We start from the raw sequence: 25,672 nt of genomic DNA, 5'->3' as shown, positions 1-25,672 counted from the left end.
TTCCGTACTCAGTCGTTCTGCGGGAAGCCGAGATTGATACCACCGTGGCTGGGGTCGAGCCAGCGGGTGGTGACAACCTTGCCACGGGTGAAGAAGTGGACGCCCTCGGTGCCGTGCGCATGGGTGTCGCCGAACAGCGAGCTCTTCCAGCCCCCGAAACTGTAGTAGGCGGTGGGCACGGGGATGGGCACGTTGATGCCGATCATCCCGACCTCGACCTCGTTCTGGAAGCGCCGGGCGGCGCCGCCGTCGTTGGTGAAGATCGCGGTGCCGTTGCCGTAAGGGTTGGCGTTGATCAGGGCCAGGGCCTCGTCGTAGGAGCCCACCCGCAGGACCGACAGCACCGGGCCGAAGATCTCGTCGGTGTAGACGCTCATGTCGGGGGTGACGTCGTCGATCAGCGTCGGCCCCAGCCAGAAGCCGTCCTCGTCACCGTCGACCGACACTCCGCGGCCGTCGACGACGATGGTGGCGCCGTCGGCCTCGCCGGCGTCGACGTAGGACGCCACCCGGTCGCGGTGCGCCTTGGTGACCAGCGGTCCCATGTCGGAATCCCGTGTGCCGTCACCGGTCTTCAACGTCTTGGCGCGGTCGGCGATCTTGGCGACCAACTCGTCGGCGATCGGGCCGACCGCGACACAGGCGGAGATCGCCATGCAGCGCTCGCCGGCCGACCCGAAGCCAGCGTTGATCATGGCGTCGGCGGCCAGGTCGAGGTCGGCGTCGGGCAGCACGATCGCATGGTTCTTGGCACCGCCGAGCGCCTGGACCCGCTTGCCGTGCAGTGTGCCGGTGGCGTAGACGTACTGCGCGATCGGCGTCGAGCCGACGAAGGAGATCGCCTTCACGGTCGGGTTCGTGAGGAGCTCGTCGACCGCGACCTTGTCACCCTGCAGCACGTTGAACACCCCGGCGGGCAGACCGGCCTCGGCCCACAGCTCGGCGATCCAGAGCGCGGCGGACGGATCCTTCTCGCTGGGCTTGAGGACGACGGTGTTGCCCGCGGCGATCGCGATGGGGAAGAACCACATCGGCACCATGGCGGGGAAGTTGAAGGGGCTGATGATGCCGACGACGCCGAGAGGCTGCCGGATCGATGCCACATCGACGTTGGTCGAAGCGTTCTCGGTCATGCCGCCCTTGAGCAAATGTGCTATGCCGCAGGCGAACTCGACGACTTCCTGACCGCGGCTGACCTCGCCGAGGGCGTCGGAGACGACCTTGCCGTGCTCGCTGGTGATGATTTCGGCGAGTTCACCCTTGCGGGCGTTCAGCAGCTCCCGGAAGGCGAACAGGATCTGCGTGCGCTTGGCCAGCGAGGTGTCCCGCCAGGCGGGGTAGGCCGCGCCTGCGACGTCGATGACGGCCCGCGCGTCGCTCGCGTCGGCCAAGGCGAGTTCGCCGGTGACCTGACCGGTCGCGGGGTTGGTCACCTGTGCGGTGCGGTCGCCGGAGCCGGCGAAGTGCTTGCCACCGGCCCAGTGGGCGATGGTGCGGACGCGGGTGCTGAGTGTCATGGCTCTCATCCTTGGTGCCGCCACCGCCAACGCCGCCCGACGATGTGTAAGGAGATCGGCCGTTTGCCTTACGATGTGTCGGATGCAGCCCACCGTCCGAGAGATCCTGGCGCTGCCGGTCCTGCAGGCCGGTGCACCCGAGGTCGTCTGCGGTGCGGACACCCCCGGCGCCCTGGACCGACCGGTGCGATGGGTGCACGTCAGCGATCTGCCCGACCTGGCCAACCTGCTGGAGGGTGGCGAGCTGGTCCTCACCACCGGACAGGCGCTGGCCGACGTCGACCGCCGCGACGAGTACCTGCCGCAGCTGGCCCGGGCCGGCGCCGTCGCGGTGGTCGTCGAACTCGGGTTGCACGTCGACGAGGTGCCGCCGTCGGTGAGAGCCGTTGGCGCGCACCTCGAACTGCCCGTCGTCGCCCTGCACCGGCCGGTCCGATTCGTGGAGATCACCGAAGAGGTCCACCGGCGGATCGTCGCCGAACAGTATGCGGAGGTCGACTACTCGCGTCGGGTGCACGAGGCGTTCACCAGCCTCAGCATGCGGCGTGCCTCGGTCGACGACATCGTGGCCGCGGCGGCCGACATGCTCGACACCCCGGTCGTGCTCGAGGACCTCAACCGTCAGGTGTTGTCCTTCGGGAGGCGCGAAATGCCGCTGACCGAGCTGCTCACCGACTGGGAGCGACGGTCGCGGCTGTCCCCGGCGAGCGGACGGGGCACCTGGGTGGTCAGCCCCGTCGGTCCGCACCGGCACGAGTGGGGGCGGTTGGTGGCGCCGTACGGCCGTAGCCCCGACGGTGCCGCCGACGACCGCACCGTCACCACCCTCGAGCGCGCGGCGCAGGCGCTGGCCCTGCACCGGATGGCCGAACGCGACCGCACGTCACTGGAGTTGCGGGCGCAGAGCGGCCTCGTCGACGACCTCCTGCGCGGCCGGATCCGAGACGAGGCCGAGGCGACCGCCCGCGCGCATGCCCTCGGCCTGCGGCCCGCGCTGGCCTACCTCCCGGTGACGGTGCGGCTGCGGGAGACCGGCGGCGCCAATCAGCTGGTGGTGCAGCGCCGTCGGAGCCGGACGCTGGATGCGGTCGTCCACGCCATCCGGTCCGGCGGACACAGTGTCCTGACCGCCAGCCGGGACGACGGTCAGATCGATCTCCTGTTGGCGCCGCAGCCCAGGGCCATGGCGCGGGGTGCGGAGTCCGACGCGGAAGGCCTCCTCGCCGAGGTGGCCACGACGATCCGCCGTGGGGTCGGCCACGTCGACGGGGTCGCGGAGTGCGTGATCGGCGTCGGACCGGGGTCGAGCCGACTCGTCGACGCGGCCGGCGGCCTCGCGGAGTCCGGGCACGTCGCCGAGGTGGCACTCGCGATGACCGGGGACCCGGGTGCCGACCGGCCGTTCTTCCGCGCGGCCGACGTCCGGTTGCGTGGCCTCGTGGCGCTCATCCGCGCCGACCCCCGCGTGCAGGCGTTCGCCGAGACGGAGTTGCGCGGTCTACTCGAGCGACGGGCCACCCACGGTGACGAGATGTTCGATCTGCTGGCGGGTTTCCTTCAGGTGGGGGGCAACAAGGCCGCACTCGCCAAGCGACTGCACCTCTCGCGTCCGACGCTGTACGCGCGCCTCGCCGCCATGGAGCGCCTGCTGGGCATCGACCTCGACGATGCCGAGTCGCGGACGTCGCTGCACGTGGCGATGATGATCGTCGCGCGCCCCTGAGTGATCTGTGCACCGCAACCCGCGCTGACCGCGGGTGCGCGTGCACGAATCACGCCGTCGCGTGAGACTTCTTCTTGCCGAAGGGAAGGACGTGCACGACCGCCACGACGATCGCCCCGACGACGAGCCCGATTACCGCCGAGATCCCCGTGTTCACCAGCCAGGCCAGGACGCCGCCGGCGCCGCCGGTCGCATGTCGGACGACCTCCTCGAGGTGGTGCACGAACCCGTAGGGCGGATGCCAGCCGAGCGTGTCGGTGCCGAGCAGCAGGATGTGTCCACCGACCCACAGCATCGCGACGGTGCCGATGGCCGAGAGCGCGGCGAGCAGCTTGGGCATCGCCGCCACCAACCCGAGCCCCACCTTCTGGGCGGCCCGCGAGGAACGTTGCGCAAGGCTCAGCCCGATGTCGTCCATCTTCACGATGAGAGCGACCACGCCGTACACCGCGGCCGTGATGATCAGTGCCACGACGATGAGGATGATGAGCCGCGGCACGAACGCCTGGTCGGCCACCTCGTTGAGGGCGATGACCATGATCTCGGCGGACAGGATGAAGTCGGTCCGGATCGCGCCGGAGGTCATCTGCTTCTCGGCGTCCTCACCAACGGCGGCGGTGGGCGCGGCATGGGCGTCGTGCCCGTTCTTGGAGAACCGTCCCCACACCTTCTCGGCGCCCTCGAAGCAGAGATACGTCGCGCCGATCATCAGGATCGGCGTCAGCAGCCACGGCAGGAACTGGCTGAGCAGCAAGGCGGCGGGCAGGATGAAGAGCAGCTTGTTGCGCAGCGATCCGATCGCGATCCGCTTGATCATCGGAAGCTCGCGCTCGGCGGTGATGCCGTGCACGTACTGAGGTGTCACCGCGGTGTCGTCGATGACGACGCCGGCCGCCTTCGCCGTTGCCCGTCCCGCTGCGGCGCCGATGTCGTCGACCGAGGCGGCCGCGAGCCGGGCGAGGGCCGCCACGTCGTCGAGCAGCCCGAAGAGCCCCGCACTCATCGCCTGTCCTTCATGGTTCACAGGGTACGTGGGTCTGGGAAACTGCTGTGATGAGCGCGAGGGACACCCACGCCGACGTCGTCGTGATCGGCGGCGGCATCGCGGGGGTGTCGGTCGCCTACGAGTTGTCGCGGTCGGTGCGGGTCACGCTGCTCGAGATGGAACCGACGCTGGCGTACCACACCACCGGGCGTTCGGCCGCGACGTTCCTGGAAACTTATGGCGGCGAACAGATTCGGGCGCTGACGACCGCGAGCCGGGCCTTCTTCGAGACGCCGCCGGAGGGCTTCGATGCAGTGCTCGTGACGCCGCGACCGCTGTTGCAGATCGCGCTGGCGGGCCGCGGCGACCGGATCGACGCCATGCACGCGGCCGTGCTGTCGCTGGTCTCCGACGCCGAGCTGCTCGACGAAGCTCGGTGCCGCGAGGCGTTTCCGCTGCTCAAGCCCGGGGCGGTCGAGCGCGGTCTGTACGAACCGCGCGCCCTGGCCCTCGACGTGGCGGCGATCCACCAGGGGTACGTTCGCGGCGCCCGCAGCCGTGGAACCGAGATCATCCGGACCGCCGAGGTGACGACGCTGCGGCGGCATGGCGAGCGGTGGGCGGTGAGCACGGCGGATGGTCATGTCCACCGGGCGCCGGTCGTCGTGAACGCCGCAGGCGCGTGGGCGGACGTCGTCGCGCTCGCGGCGGGTGCCGAGCCGGTCGGATTGACGCCGCTGCGGCGCACGATCTTCCTGGTGAGCTCACCGCTGGGCGAGGCGAGCCGGGGCTGGCCGAACTGCTCCGACGTCGACGAGGCGTTCTACGTCAATCCCGAAGGCGCGCAGTTCCTTTGTTCACCGGCCGACGAGACGCACTGTGCGCCAAGCGATGCCAAGCCCGACGAGGTGGAGATCGCCCGCGCCATCGAGTCGATCAACGCGGCCACCGACCTGAACGTCCGGAGCGTGAACTCGTCGTGGGCGGGCCTGCGCACGTTCGCACCCGATCGGAACTTCGTCGTGGGCGCCGACGTCGGGGCGCCGGGGTTCTTCTGGCTGGCCGGCCAGGGAGGATATGGAATCCAGACGGCACCCGCGACGGCCAGGTTGGCTGCGGCGCTGGTCCTCGGCGACTCCGCGCCACCCGATCTGGTGGACCGCGGGCTGGACGTCAGGCGTCTGGCGCCGGATCGTGGTCCATGACGGCGACCAGGCGGTCGAAGTAGGCGCACACCGCCCGCTGCTCGGACGGGGTGAGGCCGTGGCCGACGTCGTCCATTGCGCGCACGATCGGCGCCCAGATGTCGAACAGCAAGTCCAAGGCGTCGGGCAGCGCCCGCACGGTGACGCGCCGTCGATCGTGGTCGTCCCGCACGCGTTCCACGAGGCCGGTCGACTCGAGGCGGTCCACCAGCACCGTCACCGACGCGGACCGTAGGTCGAGGCGGCGGGCCAGTTCGGTGGGCCCCAGTGGCCCGTGCACGTCGAGCAGTCGCAGCGCTTGCATGTCGGTGGCGTTGAGCCCCATCCGCCGGGCCTGGCGGCGTCGCAGCTCGTCGTGCGCCTCGAGGAAGCCCCGCATGGACAGCATGGGGCTGCTGAGCCCGGCCAGCCAGTGCCCCGATGCGTCGCGTCGATGCTTCACGTCACCTTCCAGATACCTCGAAGTCCAAGTATTACGGTAATCTAGCCATCACGGCACGACTGACGCGCCGATGCGACAGATCGGATCCGATACTCGTGACTCGCCACGCCGTCATCTCCGGAGGCGGCATCGCCGGACCCGCACTGGCCCATCAACTCGCCGCCCGCGGGTGGCAGACCACGGTCATCGAGCGGTTCCCGCACCGCCGGTACGAAGGTCAGAACGTCGACGTGCGCGGCGCCGCCCGCGAAGTCATCGCCCGAATGGGAATCGAAGGCGAGGTGCGCGCGGCCAATACCAGCGAGATCGGCATGCGATTCACTTGCGCCGACGGCTCACCGGCGGCGTCCTTTCCGGTCAACGGGCCAGGTGAGAGAGACGGTCCCACAGCCGAATTGGAGATCCTGCGCGGCGAGCTCTCGCGCATCCTGATCGAGCGCACCTTGGACGAGACCGACTACCGGTTCGGGGCCGAGATCGCCGACGTCACCGAGCACGGCGACCGCGTCACCACCCTGCTGCAGGACGGCACGGCCATCGACGCCGACGTCGTCGTGATCGCCGAGGGACTGCGTTCGCGGTCACGCCGGTTCGTGACGGCCACGGACGTCAACGATTTGGGCATGTACTTCGCCTACCTCACCCTCACCCGCCAGGACACCGACGACCTGTGGTGGAACTGGCAGCACGCCACCGGACACCGGGCCGTGCACCTGCGCCCGGACAATCTCGGCACCACCCGCGCGATCCTGACGTTCATCTCCGACGTCCGGGGCCTCGGGGACCTCGCCCGCAACGATCAAATCGCCATCCTGCGAAAGACGTTCGCCGATGTCGGGGGTGCCGCTCCTCGCGTCCTGGCCGCCATCGACGACGCGCCGCTGTACTTCGACGCCGTCGGTCAGGTGCGCACCCCCCGGTGGAGCAAGGGGCGCGTGACACTGCTCGGCGATACCGCGTACTGCAACGCCACCTTCGGCGGTGGCGGCACCAGCAACGGCCTCATCGGGGCCTACGTCCTCGCCGGCGAGCTGTCCGCGACCGACGACGTCTCCGCCGCGCTGGCGCGCTACGAACGGGTGGTGCGACCCTCGGCCGAGTCGGCGCAACAGGTTTCGATGAACACGCTACGACGCGCCAACCCCCGTACCCAGGCGGGGATCAACGTCCTGCACACCGTCGCCCGACTGGCGGCGGGCCCCGTCGGCCGCGGCGCCATGACACTGCTCGGCAACAGATTCCGCGGCGTCGCCGCCGACGGCTTCCGCCTGCCCGACTATCCGATCACCGAGTCAGGCAACAACCCTTCGCCGTGACCTTTGCGTCGATTCGATAAACACCGTTGCTCGACCGCGCCTCGACGGTTTCACCGGTGTTAGTGTCCGCCGAAGCCGTCGCGGAGGCCGCACCGGCGAAGGGAACCCGATGTTGAACGTGTCCGAGCCCGGTGAAGTCGAGGCGGTGCCCAACTCCAAGAAGGTCAGGGGTCATCTGCGCGACCGCATCCAGCGCGGGCGGCTGCTATCCAAGGTCAGCATCCAATCCAAGCTCGTCGTGATGATGGTGCTGTGCACGATCGTGGCCGCGGTCGTCGTCGGGGTCATCGGCTTCCAGGCTGGTCGGACCTCCCTACGCGACTCGGTGTTCAACCGGCTGACCGAGGTGCGCGGGTCGCAATCGCGAGCCCTGGTCGATCAGCTCTCCGATCTCAAGAACTCGATGATCATCGACGCCAAGGGGGCCACCACCGAGGATGCGTTGGCCGCGTTCACCGCGGGCTTCGCGCAACTGCAGAATCAGCCTGTCGACCCGGTGCTGTCCCAATCGGTCACCGACTACTACGACGACGTCTTCATCAAGGACGTCGAGAAGTACAGCGGGGTCAAGCTGGACCCAGCGCAGCTGATCCCGACCAGCAACGCGCAGCTCTACCTGCAGGGGCAATACACCGCACGACGAAAGTCCGACGACGTCGCCGTCACCATCGACGATGCGCGCGACGGCAGCGCGTGGTCGGCGGCGAATGCCAAGTACCAGGACTTCTTTCGCGAAATCGTCACCCGCTTCGAGTTCGAGGACGCGCTGCTGCTGGACACCGCTGGGAACGTGGTCTACTCGGCCTACAAGGACGTCGACCTCGGCACCAACATCCTGACCGGTCCCTACAGCGGATCCAAACTCCGGCAGGCGTACGAGGACGCGCTGTCGTCGAACGCCCTGGACTTCGTCCGGTTCACCGACTTCGAGGTCTATCAGGCCGCCGAGAACGAGCCGACGGCGTGGATGGTGACCCCGGTCGTCACGGGAGGCCGCGCCGCAGGCGTGCTCGCCCTGCAGTTCCCCGCGTCGAAGATCAACCGGTTGATGACATTCGGCGAGAACTGGGCGGCCTCGGGGATGGGCGAGACCGGTGAGACCTTCCTGGCGGGGCCGGACGACCTGATGCGCTCCGACTCGCGCCTGTTCCTCGAGGATCCGCAGGCCTACAAACGCGACGTCGTCGAGGCGGGCACCCCACCCGACGAAGCCGACCGGGCGATCCGCCTCGGCGGCACGACCCTGGTTCAACCCGTGACCTCGGAGGCGACGCAGAGCGCCCAGAAGGGTCTGAGCGGCACCCAGATCACCACCGACTACCTCGGACACGAGACGTTGCAAGCCTATGCGCCGGTGGAGATTCCGGATGCCGACCTGCACTGGTCCATCGTCGCGAAGGTCGACACGGCGGAGGCGTTCGCGCGCGAGACGACCTTCACCAGGACGATGGTGCTGTCCACGGTCGGGATCATCTTCGTGGTGTGCATCGCGGCGGTCTTCCTGGCCCAGCTCTTCGTGCGACCGGTCAGGCGGCTGGAGGCCGGAGCGCGGCGGATCAGTGCCGGTGACTACGACATCGCCATCCCCGTCCTGACCCGTGACGAATTGGGCGACCTGACGACGGCCTTCAATGAGATGAGTCGCAGCCTTCTGCTCAAGGAGGAGCTGCTCAACGAACAGCGCAGGGAGAACGCGCAGCTGCTGACGCTACTGATGCCGGAACCCGTCATGGAGCGGTACCAGCAGGGCGAGGAGATCACCGCCGAGGAGCATCAGGACGTCACGGTGATCTTCAGCGACGTCATCGGACTCGACCGTCTACAGGCCGAGCTGACCTCCGAGGAGTCACTCGCCCTGGTCAACGAACTCGAGCGTCAATTCGACGCCGCGGCAGAGGGTTTGGGGATCGAACGCGTGCGCTCGGTGCGCAACGGCTACCTGGGCAGCTGTGGTCTCAACGTGCCGAGGCTGGACAACATCCGCAGAACGGTCGACTTCGCGCTCGAGTGCAAACGGATCATCGACCGGTTCAACGGCGAGGCCAACCATGGTCTTGGCTTTCGCGCGGGTATCGACACCGGCACGGTGAGCAGCGGCCTCGGCGGCTTCCCGTCGGTCGTCTACGACATGTGGGGCGCTGCGGTGAATATCGCCTACCAGGTCAAGAGTGGCTCGCTGCAGCCCGGGATCGACGTGACGACAAGGGTTTACGAGGCGCTCCGCGAGACGATGACGTTCACCTCCGCGGGAACCATCAACGTCGAGGGTCGGCCACAACCGATCTGGCGACTGGAGGAGCCGCGATGATCTCGAACGTGTTCGCGTCGTCCTGGTTCTACTGGGCGGTCGGCATCGCAATCGGCTTGCCGGTGGGTCTGGTCGCGCTCACCGAATGGCAGCATGCGCTGCGCCGCAAGCAGAGCTTCCTGGTGCGGCCCGTCACCCTGATGCGCAACTATCTCCTGCCGCTCGGCGCGCTGCTGCTGCTGTTGATCGAGGCGAGACAGATTCCGGCCGAGGCCACGTCGGTCCGGGTGGTGGGCACGCTTTTCGCGTTCGTCGTCCTGCTCCTGGTCCTGTCGGGCGTCAACGCCACGCTCTTCCAGGGCGCCCCCACCGGAACGTGGCGTCAGCGCGTCCCAACGATCTTCGTCGACGTCGGTCGCTTCGTCGTCATCGCGCTCGGACTCGCGCTCATCTTCTCCTACATCTGGGGTGCGAACGTCGGCGGTCTGTTCACGGCGCTCGGGGTGACGTCCATCGTCATCGGCCTGACGCTGCAGAACTCGGTCGGCCAGATCATCTCGGGCCTGCTGATGCTCTTCGAGCAGCCGTTCCAGCTGGGGGACTGGCTCGAGACCCAGGCGGCCCGCGGACGGGTAGTGGAAGTCAATTGGCGCGCAGTGCATCTCGAGACCAGTACCGGTTTGCAGATCACGCCGAACTCGGTCCTCGCCGGGGCGTCGTTCACCAACCTGAGCCGCCCGGCGAACAAGCACGAAATCACGGTGACGACCGAGTTCTCGCTCGACGATCCGCCCAACCGGGTGTGCGCGACGTTGATGCGCGTGGCCACCGAACTTCCGCATCGCCGGGAGGACGCCGCGGTCGCCGTTGCGCCCCTGGGGGGCTCGCAGTATCGCACCAGCATCCCGCTGTCCTCGCCGGCCGAGGACGGGCCTGCGCGGGCCGCGTTCCTGCAGTGGGTCTGGTATGCCGCCCGCCGTGAGGGGCTGCACCTAGACCAGGCCGCCGAAGGGGACTTCTCGACACCCGAACTGGTCGCCGATTCGGTCCGGAGGGTGGTGGCGCCCACGCTGCGGCTCGGCGTCGACGATCAACGGGAGCTCGTCTCGGATGCCGTCGTGGAACGTTATGGCGCCGAGGAGTTGATCCAACGTTCCGGAGAGGTGCCGGAACGGATGACCTTCATCGTCTCCGGTCGTGTGCGGTTGACCGGCGTGGCACCGGACGGCGGGGAGATCTCGATCGCCACCCTCGACGAGGGCGGGTTCCTCGGGCAGACCACCCTGACCCGTCAGGCCGTCCTCGGCAACGCCCGAGCCATCGGTGAGGTCACCGTCGTCCACGTGGACCGCGATCGCATCGAGACGTTGGTCCAACGAAACCCGTTGCTCATGCAGGAATTCGGTCGCACCATCGCAGAACGGCGGGCGAAGGCCCGCGAGGCAATCACCGCTGCGGCCGAGTGAAACAGCCGCGACGGCTCAGGCCAGCAGCTCGGTCCTGCGCTGCTCCTCCCATAGCGCCATCCGGGTCCTGGCCGGCTCTCCGACCGCGTCCATCACCAGAGGAATGAGCACTTCGGTGAGCAGGAAGCCGGCTGCCATGCTCTGGTAGGTGGTGCCCACCGTGCTGGAGGCCGCGAGCACGACCTCGGCCTCCGGAGCCACCGGGCAGGCGAGGTCGTCGGTGATGAGCAGAACCGTGGCGCCGGCCCGATGGACACGGGCGGCGAGGTCGGCGGCGCTGCGTTGATACCGGTGGTAGTCGAACAACACCACGACGTCCTTGCGCGTCAGCTCGATCATGGCGCCGAGGTCGCGACCGCCGGGATCGGCGAGCAGTCGCACCCCGGGGCGCAGCTGTTCGAGATGGGCGGCGAGGTGCATCGCCAGCAGGTGCGAGAAGCGTCCCCCGTGCAGGTACAGCGGCCGGCCGGTGTCCGACAGCAGTGCCACCGCAGCCTCGACGGCGGCGGCGGGCAATCGCGCCAAAGTCTGACTGGCCCGGTCGTTCTGGGCGTGCGCCTGCCGCAGTAGACGCTCCAGGGCGCTGTCGGCGGCCGGGGCGGTGGGAAACCGGGTGATGGGCCCGTTGGACAGTGCGGTCAGCTCGGCCCGGAGCGCCACCTGAAGATCGGTGAACCCGTCGTACCCAAGGGATTGGGCGAATCGCAGCACTGTCGGCGGGCTGACCTCGGCGCGTTCAGCGAGCCGCGCGGCGCTGGCCAGCCCCGCGCTGGGGTAGTCGGCGAGCAGGGCCCGACCAACCCTGCGCTCGGCCTTGCTCAGCGTCGGCAGGGCGGCACCGGTCCGCGCGGCCACGCTCTCGCCGGTCATCGCCGTCAATCCGACATCAGCGGATGGGTCGTCAGCGACAGGTCGCGGAGCGAGATCGCGACCACGGTTTCTGATGGCAGCTGCTCCCACGACGGGTCGCCGAATCCCGTTGAGCCGACCACCACCAGGTCGTCACGTGGCCGCGCGAGGCGCAGCGCGAAGTAGTCCTCGAGGTGTTCGGCGGGCAGATCGGTGGCGCTGATCTCCTCGATGTCCTCGGCCAGCAGACGGCTATGGGCGTGCGCATGGACCACGATGAGCTGGTCCTCGCCGAGGATGAGGGCGTTGAGGCTGGCGTCGGGGTAGATCCGCCGCAGTGCGGAGATCGCGTCGCGGACCGCCTCGGCGAGAGTGCTCGTACGAGTTCGGTATTGGCGAATCAGCGCGAAGATGCGCTCGCTGTCGGTGGTTCCCCGCAGGGATGCGGCGTGCTCGGGGTCGAGGAGGGCGTCCAACGGAGCGGGCGGCTTGACCGAGCCGTTGTGCGCCATCGCGAGCCCGTCGGCGACGAACGGATGGGAGTTGCGCGGTTCGACCGCGAGCCCGCTGGTCGCCCACCGAAGGTGGACCAGGGTCGCCGCGGACCGGCGGTCGTGCGTCGCCGAGACGAAGTCGGGATCGTCGAGCGCGCTGCCCGCCGACACCGTGGCGCGCGGCGTGTCACCCAGGCGGTCGACGGCGGCCACGCCCCAGCCGTCCCCGTGGACCTTGGTGAGGGCGACGAAGTCCTTCAGGACGCCGTCCCCGACGGCGTCCGCAACGGAGATCGGGGCGGCCGACACGACACCCAGGAGCCGACACATGCACCCATCCTCTGATCTTGGATCTAATGAATCAACCATAAACGTTCGAATTTAAAGATCCTGAAACATTCATGACATAGATTTAGCGCAGACTCAGCGAGGGTTGTGAGGAGGCGACATGCCTGGCGGACGAAAGAAGCATCGGAAGGCGTCGGTGTCGAGCGACGTGGACGACGGGACCGACCTCGCGCAGCAGATCGATGCTCTCCGCGCCAAAGGGGTTGCGCTGGTGGCCGGTTCGATGACCGACCCGGCCGGTGTCACCAGGGCCAAGTACGTTCCCGTGCACAGGCTCGGTGACTTCCAGCGCTCCGGGATGGGTGTGTCACCGTCGTGGAGCGTGTTCTGCGTCGACAGTGGAATCGCGTTCACCCCGAGCATCGGCGTCGTGGGGGACCTCCGGATCCGCATCGACCCGGCCACCGTCCGGATCATCGACGACGGGGTTGCCTGGGCACCGGGAAACCTGACCGTCCAGGACGGTGCTCCGGTGCCGATGTGCCTGCGCTCGCTGCTGGTCCGCGCCGAGCGGGCGGCCGGGGAGCGGGGACTGACGGCACTGATCGGCGCCGAACTCGAATGCACCATGATCGCGCCCGATGGCGGCCCCGCGTCGACGGAACCGTGGTCGCCGTACGGAATTCGCACGTCGCTCGACCGATCGGCGTTCCTGGTGGATCTCGCGACCACCGCCGAACGCGCCGGGTTGAGCGTCGAGCAGATTCATACCGAGTACGGCCACGACCAACTCGAGGTCTCGCTGGCCCCCGACACCCCGGTGGCAACGGCGGACGCGGTGATCCTGACCCGGATCGTGCTCGGCCGGGTCGCGGCGCGCCACGGCCTGCGAATCTCCTTCGCGCCGGTGCCCTTCGAAGACGCCGCGGGCAATGGCGCACATCTGCATCTCTCGCTGGCCGACGATCGGGGGCCGCTGTTCTCCGGAGGAGACGGGCCCCATGGCCTGAGGCCCGACGGGGAATCGGCGATCGCGGGGGTCATCGACGCGTTGCCCGATCTGATCGGCGTCTACGCGGGTTCGGCGTTGTCGGCGTTGCGGCTCAAGCCGGGGAACTGGGCGGGGGCCGCGCAATGCTGGGGACTGGAGAACCGCGAAGCCGCGGTCCGCTTCATCGCCGCCACCCCCGGCAGTCCGCACGGCGCCAACGCCGAACTGAAGCTGATCGACCCCAGCGCCAACCCGTACCTGGCTGCGGCGGCGTTCCTCAGCAGCGCACTACGGGGCGTCGAACGCGGACTCGAGTTGCCCGCCGAGATCCCCGAGAACCCGGCACTATCGGCCACCGCGCCGCCACCGCTTCCGCTCGACCAGCGGGCGGCGATCGATGCGCTCGAGAAGTCCGCCCTGGCTGCGGAACTGCTCACACCGGAGGTCGTCGAAGGCGTCGTCGCCGTGCGGCGCTATGAGATCGCCACCTTCGGCGACCTCTCACCGGCCGAGACCACGCAGGCGTTGCGCCTCGCGTGGAGTTGTTGACCCAGCTCGTGACCCAGTACCCGACCCAGCACCCGAGAAGGAGACAGCGATGAGCACCAGCACGTCGTCGGCCAGTCCATCAGGAGGAGCCGACCAGCTTCCGCACCGCCGCCTGCCCTTCTGGGTGGCGCTCGCGATGTCCGTCGCCCTGGTGGGGCCGACATTGGCGATGTCCGGCAACGGCCAGGGCCTGATCGGGACCGTCGGGAAGGCCATCCCGCTGGTGTTCCTGATCGGCTTGGTCGGCGTGGCCCTGGTCGGCTACAGCTTCGTGCGGCTGACCCGGCACCTCAACCACGCGGGCTCGGCCTACGGGTTGGTGGGCGGCACCATCGGGCCGCGGGCCGGATTCTTCTCCGGCTTCGCCATGCTCGGGGCGTACGTGGGCTTCGCGATCGGCACGCTGGCGTTGACGGCCGCCTTCGTCAACGCGTTCATCGCCGAACTGCAACCCGGCAACGAAAACCCCTACCAGGTACCGTGGCTCGCGGTCGTGGTGATCGGCGCCGTGGTCTCGTTCCTGCTCTCCGGCCGCGACGTACGGCTGCTGGCCAAGATCCTCCTCGGCATCGAGGGGGTCGGCATCCTGGCGATGGTCGTGCTGGTGGTGGTGATCTTCGCCAAGGGCGGGGCGCCGACGACCGGGATCGACTTCAGCGCATTCTCCTTCGACGGCGTATCCGCCTCCGCAGTGCTCAGCGCGGTCGTCGCGGCGTTCCTGTCGTGGGCCGGCTTCGAGGCCTGTGCGTCGATGGGCGAGGAGACCGACAACCCCGGCCGCAACATTCCCCGTGCCCTCGCCGGGACGCTGCTCCTGACCGGTGTGCTGTTCGTCGTGGTGATGTTCGCCCAGGTCGTCGGCTTCGGTACCGACGCGGCAGGGCTGGATGCCTTCCAGAACTCGGGAAACACGCTGGGCGACTTGGGTAGTAGCTACGTGGGGCAGTGGTTCAGCCTGTTGATCATCTTCACCGCGATCGTGTCGGCGTTCGGCTGCCACCTGGCCTGCTCGGCGACGTCGGGCCGGATGCTCTACGCGTTCGGGCGTGACGGGTTCGGCCCCAAGTTCATCGCGCAGATCAACGAGAAGACCGGCGGTCCCCGGACCGCGACGTGGCTCGTCGTCGGCGTGTCACTGGTGGTCGTCCTCATCTGTGGTGCCCTGGGCTGGCCCGACATGGGCACCGGCAACCCCGCGATCAACACCTACTTCTTGTTCGCCGTCGCGGGCTCGGTGTGCCTGATGGTCTGCTATCTGCTGGTCGAGATCGCCGCCATGTGGTTCGTGGGTGCGCCCAGGTTCGTCCCCATCCATGGCGGTACGGGCAAGGTGCTCGGTCTGCTGCTGCCCGCGCTCGGCGCGGTGGTGATCACGGCGGTCCTGTGGTTCAACGTCAAGGGTGCGGTCACCTGGTTGGACGCCCCGCTACTCGGATTGTATTGGTGTGTCATCGGATTGGTGATCGCCATTGCCGCCTCCGGTATCGCCAAGCGCGTCGGTCAGTCGTTGAGCGACGAGCTGGCACAGACCCAATGAGCACGCTGTACGCCCGGGACGACGCTGCGATCGCGGGAATCGAGAAGCTGCGCTTCTTTCCGTTGGAGGTCGTGTCGGGGCACGGGTCGACACTGGTCACCCCCGACGGTCGCGAACTCCTCGACCTCTCGGCGACGTGGACGGCAAGTGGTCTCGGGCATGGCCACCCGGCCGTCGTGGAGGCGGTGAGCAGGGCGGTCCGCACCGCGCCGGGTTCGGGTGGCCTGTCCGCGGTGCATCCCGACTCGGTGGGTCTCGCCGAGGACCTCCTGGCGTTGGTTCCCGGTAGCGGTGAGCGCCGGGTGTACCTCGGGCACGCCGGATCCGACGCCAACGACGTGGCGCTGCGGGCCTGTCGGCATGCCAGCGGTCGGCGCACCGTCATCGCCTTCGAGCACAGCTACCACGGCGGCGTCGGCTTGGCCATGGCCGTGTCGGGCGTGCACGTCGACGCGGGTGTGCCGCCGGATCCGGACGCCGTATTCCTGCCCTACCCCAACCCCTTTCGTCCGGTCCGGGACTCAGAGGCGGACGTCACGGCCTGTCTCGCACTCGCCGACGAACACCTCCGCACCGATTCCATCGCCTGCCTGATCGTCGAACCGATCTTGAGCGACGGCGGTCTCGTCGTTCCGCCCGACGGCTTCCTCGCCCGCCTGCATGACCTCTGCCGCCGCTACGGCGTGCCGATGATCTGCGACGAGGTCAAGATGGGCCTCGGGCGGCCCGGCACGCTGCACGCCTTCGAACACGATGGCGTGGTCCCCGAGATCGTCACCTTCGGCAAGGTGCTGGGCGGCGGCCTGCCGTTGTCCGCAGCCGTCGGGCCGGCCGAGATCCTGGACCATCCACCCGCAGCGGCGCTGCTGACCACCGCAGGCAATCCGGTCTGCACGGCGGCCGGGCGTGCGGTGCTGGCGACCATCGTCGGCGACCGGCTCCCGGAACGGGCCGCGAAGGTGGGGGCGTTGCTCGCCGATGGATTGCGAGCGCTGTCCGGATCACCCGGCTCCGAGCGCATCGGTGACGTCCGCGGGCGCGGTCTGGCGATCGGGGTGGAACTCGTCGACCCGCAGACCGGGGAACGCGATCCACGGCTGGCCGCGCAGGTGGTCTACCGTGCATGGGAATTGGGTGCGGTGGTCTACTACGTCGGGGGCAACGTCTTGGAGATCACTCCGCCGCTGGTGCTCACCGAAGCCGAAGCGGGTCGGGCGGTCGAGATCCTCGGTGCAGCCCTCGCCGATGCCGCCGCCGGACGAGTGAACGCCGAAGAGGTGGCCCGATATGCCGGCTGGTGAGCTAGGGGACGTCTTCGACGGGGTCCACGAGGTCGTACCCGACGCGCTGGCAGACCACCTGCGCGGCATCGCGCTAATCGACCACCACGTCCACGGCACCTTCAACGCGCCCGTCGGCCGGCGTGACTTCGAGGCCGCGATCAATGAGGGTTCGACCGACCCCGTGCCGAGCTTCATGACCCAGTTCGATTCTCCGCTAGGGCTTTCCATCCGTCGCTGGTGCGCACCGCTGCTCGGCCTCGAGGCGCTCGCCGGTGCCGACCAGTACTGGGCGCGCCGCAGCGAGCTGTCAGCCGACGAGCTCTCCACGACGATGCTGCCCGCGGCGGGGATCGCTCGCTGGATCGTCGACACCGGGTTCAAGGGTGATCTCATCACCACCCCGGTTGAACTCACCGCCCTCAGCAACGTGCCGTCGTCGGAGATCCTCCGCCTGGAGCGGCTCGCCGAGGACCTGCTGCAGGACGGGACGTCGCCGGCCGACTTCCCCGAGGCATTCCGCACGGCGTTGCGGGCGGCCGTCGCCGACCCAGAGGTAGTGGGCACCAAGACGATTGCGGCCTACCGCACCGGCTTCGACGTCGATTGGACCCGTCCGACCGACGCCGAGGTTGTCGCCCACGCCCGCGACCTCGCCGAGCGCCCGCGCCCGCTGCGCGTCGACGATGAGCTGGTGATCGCATTCGGGGTGCACGAGGCCGCCGAACACGGTCTGCCCATCCAGTTCCACGTCGGCTTCGGCGACCGCGACATGGACCTGCACCGCAGCGACCCGATGCTGCTGCTGCCCTTGCTGCGGACGATGACACCGGTGCCCGTGCTGTTGTTGCACTGCTACCCCTTTCAGCGGCAAGCGGGCTACCTGGCGCAGGCGTTCGATCACGTCAACTTCGACGTGGGGCTTGCGATCAACTATCTGGGTGTGCGCTCGACGGGCCTGGTCGCCGAAGCGCTCGAGACGGCGCCGTTCGCCAAACAGCTGTACTCGTCGGATGCCTTCGGTCCGCCCGAACTGCACGTGTTGGGTTCGGTGCTGTGGCGCCGCGCGATGGGTTTGGTGCTCGGCGGTTGGATCCGCGCGGGGGACTGCGGCGTCGAGGATGCGATCCGGATCGTCGACATGATCGGGGTGGGCAACGCCGAGCGGGTGTATGGAACTCCATGACGCCGCACCGCTATTCGACGCGCTGAGACAGTTCGTCGAGCGGGATCAGGCGCCGTTCTACAGTCCCGGTCACAAGGGCGGCCGGACCTTGGATCCGTGGTTCCGCGACCATCTCGCCGACCTCGACCTGAACAACCTGCCCGACACCGACACGCTGCACTGCCCCGACGGTCCGATCCTGGCGGCCGAGGAGTTGATCGCCGACGCCTGGGGCGTCGGCCAAAGCTTCATCCTCGTCCAGGGTTCGACGACCGGGAACATCGCGGTCGCCCTGTCGGCGTTGCGGCCCGATGAGCCGGTGCTGGTGGTGCGCAACGCCCACAAGTCGGTGCTCGCCGGCCTGGTTCAGGTGGGGGCCCGACCGGTCTGGGTGGAACCGCGCTGGGACGACGAGTTCGGCGTCGCTCACGGGGTGGACGTCGGCGTCGTGGAACGCGCCCTCGACGACAGCGGTGCCAAGGCGCTCTGGGTGCTGCATCCCACCTACTACGGCACCACGGGTGACATCGCGGCGCTCGCCGCCGCGTGCCGCCGACATGACGCCAAACTGCTTGTCGACGGCGCACATTCGCCACACTTCGCCTTCCATCCGGACCTGCCCGCTCCCGCTGAGACGGCCGGCGCGGCAGCGACCGTGCAATCGGTGCACAAGATCCTCTCGGGTCTGAGCCAGGCGGCGGTGCTGCACGTCGACCCGACGCTGCTCGACCCGGCGACGGTGCGGCGGGGGCTGCAGCTGATCCAGACCACCAGCCCGCACTTCGCGATCATGGCGTCGATCGACCTGGCCCGGCGGCAGATGGTGCTGCACGGCCGAGAGCTACTCGACGCGACGCTCGATCGCGCCCGCCGGACCGCAGCCCGGCTGGCCGCCATCCCCGGCCTCACGGTGCTACGGCCCGAGCATCTCGCCGGCGCCGGCACCGGTTTCCATCAGCTCGACGAGACGAAGCTGCTCGTCGGGACGACCGGCCTGGACCTCGATGCCCGCGACATCCTCAAGCGACTCAACGACGTTCACGGTGTGCAGCCGGAGTTGAGCGGCGCCGGCCACGTCCTGTGCATCACGACCATTGGCAACACCGAAGCCGACATGGATCGGTTGGTCGCCGGGTTCGCGGAGGTCGCCGGGTACGCCGGCATGCGTCCGGCTGGGCGGCGAACGGCGTTGGTCACCGATCTGCTGGCCGTGCGGCCGGAAACGGTGTTGACCCCGCGCGAGGCGTTCTTCGCCGGCGAGGAGACGGTCGCCGTGGGCCGGGCATGCGGTCGTATCTCCGCCGAGGCCATCACGCCCTACCCGCCGGGTATTCCGCTGGTGATGCCGGGGGAGCGGCTCGACGACGACGTGCTCGGGCTGCTGACATCGCTGCGCGACGCCGGCAATCCGATCAGTTCCTCCGACCCGACGCTGGGTTACGTCAAGGTCGTCCGCTGACGCCGACGCCTAGGCTGCTGGCATGCCGAATTCCGATGAGCGCACCGCAACGGCGATGCAGGCGGCGGTGGACGTCATCGCGGCGTTCGGCGCACACGACACGGAGCGTTACTTCGCCGGCTTCGCTCCCGAGGCGACGTTCCTGTTCCACGCCGAGCCGGCATTACTCCCGTCGCGGGCGGCCTACGAGGCGCTGTGGGCGGGCTGGGAGCGCGACGGGTTCCGGGTCCTCTCCTGCCGGTCGCTGAACCCGCGGCTCGATCTGATCACCGACGACGTCGCGGTGTTCACCCACACCGTCCGCACCCGGCTGGCGGGAGTCGACGAGGAGCAACGCGAGCGCGAGACGATCGTCCTTCGCCGTGAGCCGGACGGTCGGTGGCTCGGTGTGCACGAGCATCTGTCCCTGGATTCGCCGCAGGACTGAGGAGCGGTCGGCCCACCTGACAAGGAACTGACGAACGCGTTAATTCCTTGGGGGAAAGCGCCGAATCGGGGGTTGTGAGCGACTAGGTTTTTACCCGAGGACACCAGCGCGTGGCCGGCCGGTCGGCGTGTGCCCGTGGGAGGTATTCGCTGATGGTCGGACATTGCTTCGTGAGCGCACCGGGCCGGGCCTTGGTGGCTGTTCAGGTCCTTGGGACCGGTGTTGCGGGAGCGGCGGTGGTGGGTGCGGGGCTGTGGTTGGGGGTCACCGTTGGTGCGCCCGTGCCCGGCCCGGCCGTCGTGTTGATGTCGGTCGACTCGGCACGTCCTGCGCCGCCTCTATCGCCGGTGGCCACCGGCACCTGTGACGATTTGTGGTGCACCGGCCTGATCGGTACGCGCGCGGCCCCTACGCCGCATGCGTTGGCCGCGGCGGTGGTGTCGCAGCCCGTGTGGGTGCGGCCGATCATCGGGTCGGGCGGGTGGCTGATCGGTGATGGTCTCGACGCTCTGGGTACCTGCACGGGTGCGGCTTGCATCGGTGGTAATGGTGGGCTGCTTTGGGGTAATGGCGGTGCCGGCGCGAACGGCGGGGCCGGCGGTAGTGCGGGATTGATCGGCAACGGCGGCACTGGCGGTGATGGGTTGCTCGTTGGGGTGGCGGGTGGTCGCGGTGGGGCTGGTGGGTTGTTTCACGGTGACGGTGGCAGTGGTGGGCGTGGCGGTATCGGCGCGGCTGGTGGTGGTGGTGGTGACGTGGGGTTGTTGTCGCTGTTCGGGATCGGCGGTGATGGCGGTGATGGCGGGGCGGGAATTGGCGGTACCCGCGGCGGTGACGGCGCGGACGGCGGTGACGGTGCGGACGGGGCTGCAGGACTCGACGGCGGTGCTGGTGCGGACGGCACTGCGGGGCTCACCGGTGGCGACGGGGCGGATGGCACGCCGGGCCGGGACGGCGTCGACGGTGCGGCCGGCGTGAACCCGACCCCCACCGGCGCCCCCGGTCTCGACGGCATCAGCGGGACTGACACCACGCAGACGGGGGAGATCTTTGCGGGTGATGCCGGAACCGGGGGCGGCGCTGGCAACCCGGGCGGGAGGGGCGGCAACGGCACATCATCGAACCTTCTCTTGATCGGATCGGGTGCATTGATCGGCGGTGCGGGCGGCACTGGTGGTGCCGGCGACCCTGGCGCCAACGGCGGTGCCGGGGGGGACGGCGGAAACGCGAGGCTCAGGACCTTCATGGGACCGGACGCCATCGCGCTCGGTGGTGCCGGTGGTGCGGGTGGTCGAGGCGGTACCGGTGCCAGTGGCGGGGCCGGAGGGGCCGGCGGCACCGCCTACGCTGCCGACCAACTCGAAGCCCCGATCAGAGGGCTGGCGGTCGGTGGTGCCGGCGGAAATGGCGGCGATGGCGGCCAGGGTGCGGCAGGGAAGAACGGCACAGCCGGCACCGCGGGCGGGGACGGTCTGCCCGGTTCGGATGGCACCCCCGGCGGGGACGGTCGGTCCGGCGGGAACGGAACCCCCGGCGGGGACGGACAGCCCGGCGTGAACGGCACCGCGGGACGCCCGGGCACCCCGGGCATCGCCGGGGGAGCCGGCGGCGCCGGTGGTCGCGGCGGACTGTTCGGCACCGGCGGCAACGGCGGAAGCGGCGGGCTGGGCGCCGACGGCGGGGCCGGCGGCACTGGCGGCAATGCCGGTAGCGGCGGTAACGGTGCCGCAGGTGGCAACGCAGGTAACGGCGGTAACGGGGCCGCTGGTGGCGCCGGCGGTAGCGGGGGTGACGGCGGTCTCGGCGGTAATGGCAGTAGCGGGGGTGACGGAGCCACCGGAGGTTCCGGCGGGAACGGCGGCCCCGGCGGTAGCGCCTCAGTTCCTGTGAATGGGGGAACCGCGAGACCCGGTAAGGACGGTTCGGGCGGGCAAGGCGGCGATGGAGGTACGGCCGGGCTCGCTGGTGAGCGCGGAACGGGTGGCCTCGCAGGGACCGGTGGTAACGGCGGCGCCGGCGGGGCCGCGGGAGCAGCAGGCAACCGTGGGGCAGGCGGGTCTGGAGGCGCCGCCGGCGTCGGTGGGGCAGGCGGGTCTGGCGGCGCCGCCGGCGGCGGTGGGGCGGCAGGCACCGGTGGACCGGCTGGAGTGTTCGGGCGCACCGGCACCACGGGAGTGGCGGGTGGCAACGGGACCGCGGGCCAGACCGGCACCGCGGGAACTGATGGCGGCCCCGGGGCTTCTGGGGCACCGGGCGCACCCGGTGCCCCTGGACAAGCCGGCAGTCGGGGATCCAGCGGACAAGCCGGTACCGCGGGCACCCCCGGCGCCCCCGGGGCCAACGGCAACCCCGGCCAGGCCGGTGCCGACGGCAACCCCGGTAGCTGACCCAGAGCTCGCGCACGCGACACGGCGGGAGTCGATGCGGAGCAACGCGAGCGCGAGAGGATCAGCCCTCGCCGCGAGCTAGACGGTCGTTCGCTCGGCGCGCCCGAGCACCTGTCCCTGGATTCGCCGGGGACCGCGCCGAGGCCGAGGCGTACGGATCCAGGAACGCAGGTAGCCTCGGCGGTAACCCCACGACCTGGATCGAGGTGCCTCGTCATGTCAGACCCCCAGTCTGTTCAGGTACGACCGGCCCCGCCCTCACGGCCGGGGCGAAGCTGGCTCCGGCTAATCCCCGTCTTCGCCCTCCAACTGCTCCTGCTGGGGGTGCCGTGGTGGACGCTGCTGGCAGCGGGTGCGCAGTGGCCGGCCGCCGTGGTCGTCGTCGGGACCGTCGGGTTCGTGGCGGCCTTCGTCGCGCTCCCGGTCATGACGATGCTCGGGCATGGCCGGCGCCACCTGGACTGGGCGGCCGTCACCGGCGACGCCCTGCTCGGAGCGGTGTGGGTGCTCTTCGTATGGTCGGTGTTGGCACAGCTGTTGAGGCTGGCGCTGGCGATGCTCGGCGTCGATGACCCGATCAGATCACGCGTGGTGGCGGTCGCGGTCGTCGCGGTGGTAGTGGGACTGCTCGTCTGGGGATACGCCGAGGCGATCCGACTGCCGCGGACCAAGCACGTCGACATCGTCCTTCCCCGACTAGGCCCCGGACTGGACGGCCTGCGGGTCGCGATGGTCACCGACACGCACTACGGGCCGCTCGACCGCACCCGGTGGTCGACGCTGGTCGCCGACCGGATCAACGAGATCGACGCCGACGTCGTCTGTCACGTCGGTGACCTCGCCGACGGCACGGTGGACGTGCGGGAACCGCAGACCCGCCCGCTCGCGGGGGTGCGCGGCAGATTGGCCCGCGTCTACGTCACCGGCAACCACGAATACTTCAGCGAAGCGCAGGGTTGGCTCGACTACATGACCGACATCGGTTGGGATGCGTTGCACAACAGGCACATCGTGGTCGAACGCGGCGGTGACGAGCTCGTCCTCGCCGGCGTGGACGACGCCACCGCTCGGGGATCGGGCACCGAGGGGCACGGGGCCAACCTGGAGGCCGCCCTGGCCGGCGCCGACCCGACGCTGCCGGTGCTCCTGCTCGCGCACCAACCGAAGCAGGTACCCGACGCCGTTGCGGCCGGGGTCGACCTCCAGATTTCGGGGCACACCCACGGCGGCCAGATCTGGCCCTTCAACTTTCTGGTCAGGCTCGATCAACCGGTGGTCCACGGGTTGAGCCGCCACGGTGACCGGACGCAGCTCTACACCAGCCGGGGGACCGGGTTCTGGGGCCCGCCGTTCCGGGTGTTCGCGCCGAGCGAGATCACGGTGCTGACGCTGCGCCGAGCCTGACGTGGCGTTGCGGACACGTGGTCGCGGCGTCCCCGTCGGCACCTTCGACGTGGCGTCCAACCGGTGGATCAGGGACGCCGCCGCCGTCGGTGCGACGACCCGCGGCGAGCTGACGGTGGCGACCTTCAACATCTGGTTCAGCGACTACCACGCCGACGAACGCTACCGCGCGATCGCCGACGTGTTGTCGCGAAACATGCCCGACGTCATGGTGTTTCAGGAAGTCACCCCCGCGGCATTGGAGATCTTCCTCGCCCAGCCGTGGGTGCGGGTGCGTTACCGCTTCGCGGAGGTCACCGGTGGCGCCCTGGGAAACTACGGCATGCTGATGCTGTCCCGGCTGCCGATCGAGCGGGTCGGCTACACCCCGCTGCCGACGAACCTGGCGCGGGGGTTCATGACCGCCGAACTCGACGCTGGGGGTACCACGCTGACCGTGGTCGCAGTGCACCTCGAGAGCGGCAAGGCCGCCGTGCTGTTGCGGGCCCGACAACTGGGCCGTGTCCTTCGCACCCTCCGTCGAGCCGAGAACGCAGTCGTACTCGGCGATTTCAACATGCGCGATGGCGAAAACGGCCGCATCCCGGAGCCCTACCTCGATCTCTGGCCCGCCCTGCGGCCGGGCGACGCCGGCTTCACCGAGGACACGACGATCAACCTGATGCGGCTCGACAGCAAGAACAAGCAGCGCCACGTGCGCTTCGACAGGGTGCTCCTCAAGGGTGACGATTGGTCGGCGACGGACATCGACCTGCTGGGCACCGAGCCGATCTCCAGTGAGCTGCCGCGGGTGTTCCCGTCGGACCACTTCGGGGTGATCTGCCGATTGCAACGCCGCGCCTCACCGGAAACGGTTCGGAGTCAACGGTTCTGGCGACGGTAAGGGTCAGAAGCTAAGGCGACGATACCGTTGCAGTCGCCGCATCGCCGCGGCGTTCGCCGGCCCGTCGACGGGACGCAACGCCAACTCCACCCGGGTGCGCACGTCGTCGGTGTCGAAGTGGGTTCCGATCGCGACGAGGCAGTTGCTGTGCGTCGGCACCCGCGCCGTCGCGACGTGAACCGACGCCCCGACGACGTTGACGACGTAGCTGCGCACCCGGTCGCGGGTGCGCACGGACACGGTCCCCTTGACGCGGTACACGCCCGCGGGCGGATCCTCGAGGAGGTCGAGCAGCACACCCGGGTCGAGGCAGCCGTCACTGCTCGCCGTGACCGACGCGGCGTGAACGTGGTGGGGGTCGTCGGTGTGTGCGTCGAGGAGCAGTTCGCGGATCGACAGTTGACCAGAGCCGTCGTCGGAGTCGGAGACGTCGTAGAGCAGAGCCGGATCGATCCTGGCACCGATGGCGCCGACGACGTGCGCGTGCGGATTGCGTTCCCGGATCCTGGCTTCGATGCGACCCAGCTCGGCGGCCCGCTGGTCGGTGGGAAGCTGATCGAGCTTGTTGACGACGATCAGGGATGCCGCCCCGTAGCGGGCGAGCGGCATGCCGCCGCGGTCGACGACGTCGAAGTGGGTGACCGCATCGATGACGTCGACGACGCCGCCGGGCCGCACCCGCTCGACCCCGCTGAAGCGGATCAGCCGGGATACCGCGACCGGGTCGGCGAGACCGCTGGCCTCGACGATGATCGCGTCCAGGGCGAGGCGCGGGTCGGTGAGCTTCTCCAGCGCGTCGTCCAGCCCGCCGTCGTCGTCGAGGCAGCAGACGCAGCCGCCCGCGATCGACACGGGCTCGTCGACCTGACCGGTGACCAACCCGGCGTCGACGTTGACGTCGCCGAAGTCGTTGATGACGACGCCGATCCGTGCGCCCGGTGCGCGGAGCACGTGGTTCAGGAGGCTCGTCTTGCCGGCGCCGAGGTAACCGGTGAGAGCGATGACGGGGATGGCTCGCACCCGAGGAGTGTAGGGCGGGGCGCAGTACCCTCGGCCA

General features: G+C 69.3%; 20 protein-coding genes. 14 read left to right on the top strand and 6 right to left on the bottom strand.

Annotated elements, in window-relative coordinates; all coding sequences use genetic code 11:
• Nucleotides 1-8: 8 nt before the first annotated feature.
• Complete coding sequence (locus tag QUE68_RS27865) at nt 9-1,517, bottom strand: CoA-acylating methylmalonate-semialdehyde dehydrogenase (protein WP_284230093.1); 1,509 nt, start codon at nt 1,515-1,517, stop codon at nt 9-11.
• An 82-nt stretch (nt 1,518-1,599) separates the two neighbouring features.
• On the opposite strand from QUE68_RS27865, the gene QUE68_RS27860 reads away from it, so the two are divergent.
• Nucleotides 1,600-3,240, top strand: a complete 1,641-nt coding sequence (locus QUE68_RS27860) for a PucR family transcriptional regulator (RefSeq protein ID WP_284230092.1) — start codon at nt 1,600-1,602, stop codon at nt 3,238-3,240.
• 49 nt (nt 3,241-3,289) lie between these two features.
• On the opposite strand, the gene QUE68_RS27855 is transcribed toward QUE68_RS27860, so the two are convergent.
• Nucleotides 3,290-4,243, bottom strand: a complete 954-nt coding sequence (locus tag QUE68_RS27855; RefSeq protein ID WP_284230091.1) for a DUF808 domain-containing protein — start codon at nt 4,241-4,243, stop codon at nt 3,290-3,292.
• Between the two features lie 50 nt (nt 4,244-4,293).
• Between QUE68_RS27855 and QUE68_RS27850 the strand changes: the two genes are divergently transcribed.
• The gene (locus QUE68_RS27850) at nt 4,294-5,430 is read left to right on the top strand and encodes an NAD(P)/FAD-dependent oxidoreductase (RefSeq protein WP_284234349.1); all 1,137 of its coding nucleotides are present in this window, start codon (nt 4,294-4,296) and stop codon (nt 5,428-5,430) included.
• On the opposite strand, the gene QUE68_RS27845 is transcribed toward QUE68_RS27850, so the two are convergent.
• Nucleotides 5,399-5,872, bottom strand: coding sequence for a MarR family winged helix-turn-helix transcriptional regulator (locus QUE68_RS27845; protein WP_284234347.1), 474 nt, complete (start codon nt 5,870-5,872; stop codon nt 5,399-5,401). The genes QUE68_RS27850 and QUE68_RS27845 overlap by 32 nt on opposite strands.
• 95 nt (nt 5,873-5,967) lie before the next feature.
• Here QUE68_RS27845 and QUE68_RS27840 point away from each other — a divergent pair, with 95 nt between their 5' ends.
• The 3 genes from QUE68_RS27840 to QUE68_RS27830 all read left to right on the top strand — a co-directional run bounded on the left by QUE68_RS27840 (nt 5,968) and on the right by QUE68_RS27830 (nt 10,902).
• Complete coding sequence (locus QUE68_RS27840) at nt 5,968-7,188, top strand: FAD-dependent monooxygenase (RefSeq protein ID WP_284234345.1); 1,221 nt, start codon at nt 5,968-5,970, stop codon at nt 7,186-7,188.
• A gap of 109 nt (nt 7,189-7,297) precedes the next feature.
• Entirely contained in the window at nt 7,298-9,496 is a 2,199-nt protein-coding gene (locus QUE68_RS27835; protein WP_284234343.1) for an adenylate/guanylate cyclase domain-containing protein, read from the top strand.
• Nucleotides 9,493-10,902: a mechanosensitive ion channel domain-containing protein gene (locus QUE68_RS27830; RefSeq protein ID WP_284234341.1), complete on the top strand. Its 1,410-nt coding sequence runs from the start codon at nt 9,493-9,495 to the stop codon at nt 10,900-10,902. The genes QUE68_RS27835 and QUE68_RS27830 overlap by 4 nt, the downstream gene beginning before the upstream one ends.
• A 15-nt stretch (nt 10,903-10,917) precedes the next feature.
• Here the strand turns inward: QUE68_RS27830 and QUE68_RS27825 are convergent, their stop codons facing one another.
• Nucleotides 10,918-11,772 (bottom strand): MurR/RpiR family transcriptional regulator, encoded by an 855-nt coding sequence (locus QUE68_RS27825; RefSeq protein WP_286274795.1) that lies wholly within the window; start codon nt 11,770-11,772, stop codon nt 10,918-10,920.
• 5 nt (nt 11,773-11,777) lie between these two features.
• Nucleotides 11,778-12,575: a class II glutamine amidotransferase gene (locus QUE68_RS27820; protein WP_286274794.1), complete on the bottom strand. Its 798-nt coding sequence runs from the start codon at nt 12,573-12,575 to the stop codon at nt 11,778-11,780.
• Nucleotides 12,576-12,816: 241 nt separating this feature from the next.
• On the opposite strand from QUE68_RS27820, the gene QUE68_RS27815 reads away from it, so the two are divergent.
• The 9 genes from QUE68_RS27815 to QUE68_RS27775 all read left to right on the top strand — a co-directional run bounded on the left by QUE68_RS27815 (nt 12,817) and on the right by QUE68_RS27775 (nt 24,615).
• Nucleotides 12,817-14,073: a type I glutamate--ammonia ligase gene (locus QUE68_RS27815; protein WP_286275959.1), complete on the top strand. Its 1,257-nt coding sequence runs from the start codon at nt 12,817-12,819 to the stop codon at nt 14,071-14,073.
• Between the two features lie 49 nt (nt 14,074-14,122).
• Nucleotides 14,123-15,610, top strand: coding sequence for an APC family permease (locus QUE68_RS27810; RefSeq protein WP_284234337.1), 1,488 nt, complete (start codon nt 14,123-14,125; stop codon nt 15,608-15,610).
• The gene (locus QUE68_RS27805) at nt 15,607-16,911 is read left to right on the top strand and encodes an aspartate aminotransferase family protein (protein WP_286274793.1); all 1,305 of its coding nucleotides are present in this window, start codon (nt 15,607-15,609) and stop codon (nt 16,909-16,911) included. Before QUE68_RS27810 ends, QUE68_RS27805 begins: the two co-directional genes overlap by 4 nt.
• Entirely contained in the window at nt 16,898-18,076 is a 1,179-nt protein-coding gene (locus tag QUE68_RS27800) for an amidohydrolase family protein (RefSeq protein ID WP_286274792.1), read from the top strand. The genes QUE68_RS27805 and QUE68_RS27800 overlap by 14 nt, the downstream gene beginning before the upstream one ends.
• Nucleotides 18,063-19,514 (top strand): aminotransferase class I/II-fold pyridoxal phosphate-dependent enzyme, encoded by a 1,452-nt coding sequence (locus QUE68_RS27795; RefSeq protein ID WP_284234330.1) that lies wholly within the window; start codon nt 18,063-18,065, stop codon nt 19,512-19,514. The genes QUE68_RS27800 and QUE68_RS27795 overlap by 14 nt, the downstream gene beginning before the upstream one ends.
• Before the next feature lie 22 nt (nt 19,515-19,536).
• Nucleotides 19,537-19,941: a YybH family protein gene (locus QUE68_RS27790; RefSeq protein WP_284234328.1), complete on the top strand. Its 405-nt coding sequence runs from the start codon at nt 19,537-19,539 to the stop codon at nt 19,939-19,941.
• Between the two features lie 170 nt (nt 19,942-20,111).
• Nucleotides 20,112-22,328: a hypothetical protein gene (locus QUE68_RS27785; protein ID WP_284234326.1), complete on the top strand. Its 2,217-nt coding sequence runs from the start codon at nt 20,112-20,114 to the stop codon at nt 22,326-22,328.
• Nucleotides 22,329-22,544: 216 nt separating this feature from the next.
• Entirely contained in the window at nt 22,545-23,732 is a 1,188-nt protein-coding gene (locus tag QUE68_RS27780) for a metallophosphoesterase (protein WP_284234324.1), read from the top strand.
• Nucleotide 23,733: 1 nt separating this feature from the next.
• On the top strand, nt 23,734-24,615 hold the full coding sequence (locus QUE68_RS27775) for an endonuclease/exonuclease/phosphatase family protein (RefSeq protein WP_284234322.1): 882 nt from the start codon (nt 23,734-23,736) through the stop codon (nt 24,613-24,615).
• A 3-nt stretch (nt 24,616-24,618) separates the two neighbouring features.
• On the opposite strand, the gene QUE68_RS27770 is transcribed toward QUE68_RS27775, so the two are convergent.
• A complete protein-coding gene (locus QUE68_RS27770; protein WP_284234320.1) occupies nt 24,619-25,635 on the bottom strand; it encodes a CobW family GTP-binding protein in 1,017 nt (338 codons plus the stop codon).
• Between the last annotated feature and the right edge of the window lie 37 nt (nt 25,636-25,672).

It is taken from the genome of Mycolicibacterium sp. TUM20985, from assembly GCF_030295745.1.
Taxonomy (GTDB): domain Bacteria; phylum Actinomycetota; class Actinomycetes; order Mycobacteriales; family Mycobacteriaceae; genus Mycobacterium.
The sequence above is the reverse complement of the archived record's forward strand: the minus strand, read 5'-3'. Positions and strand labels throughout refer to the sequence as shown.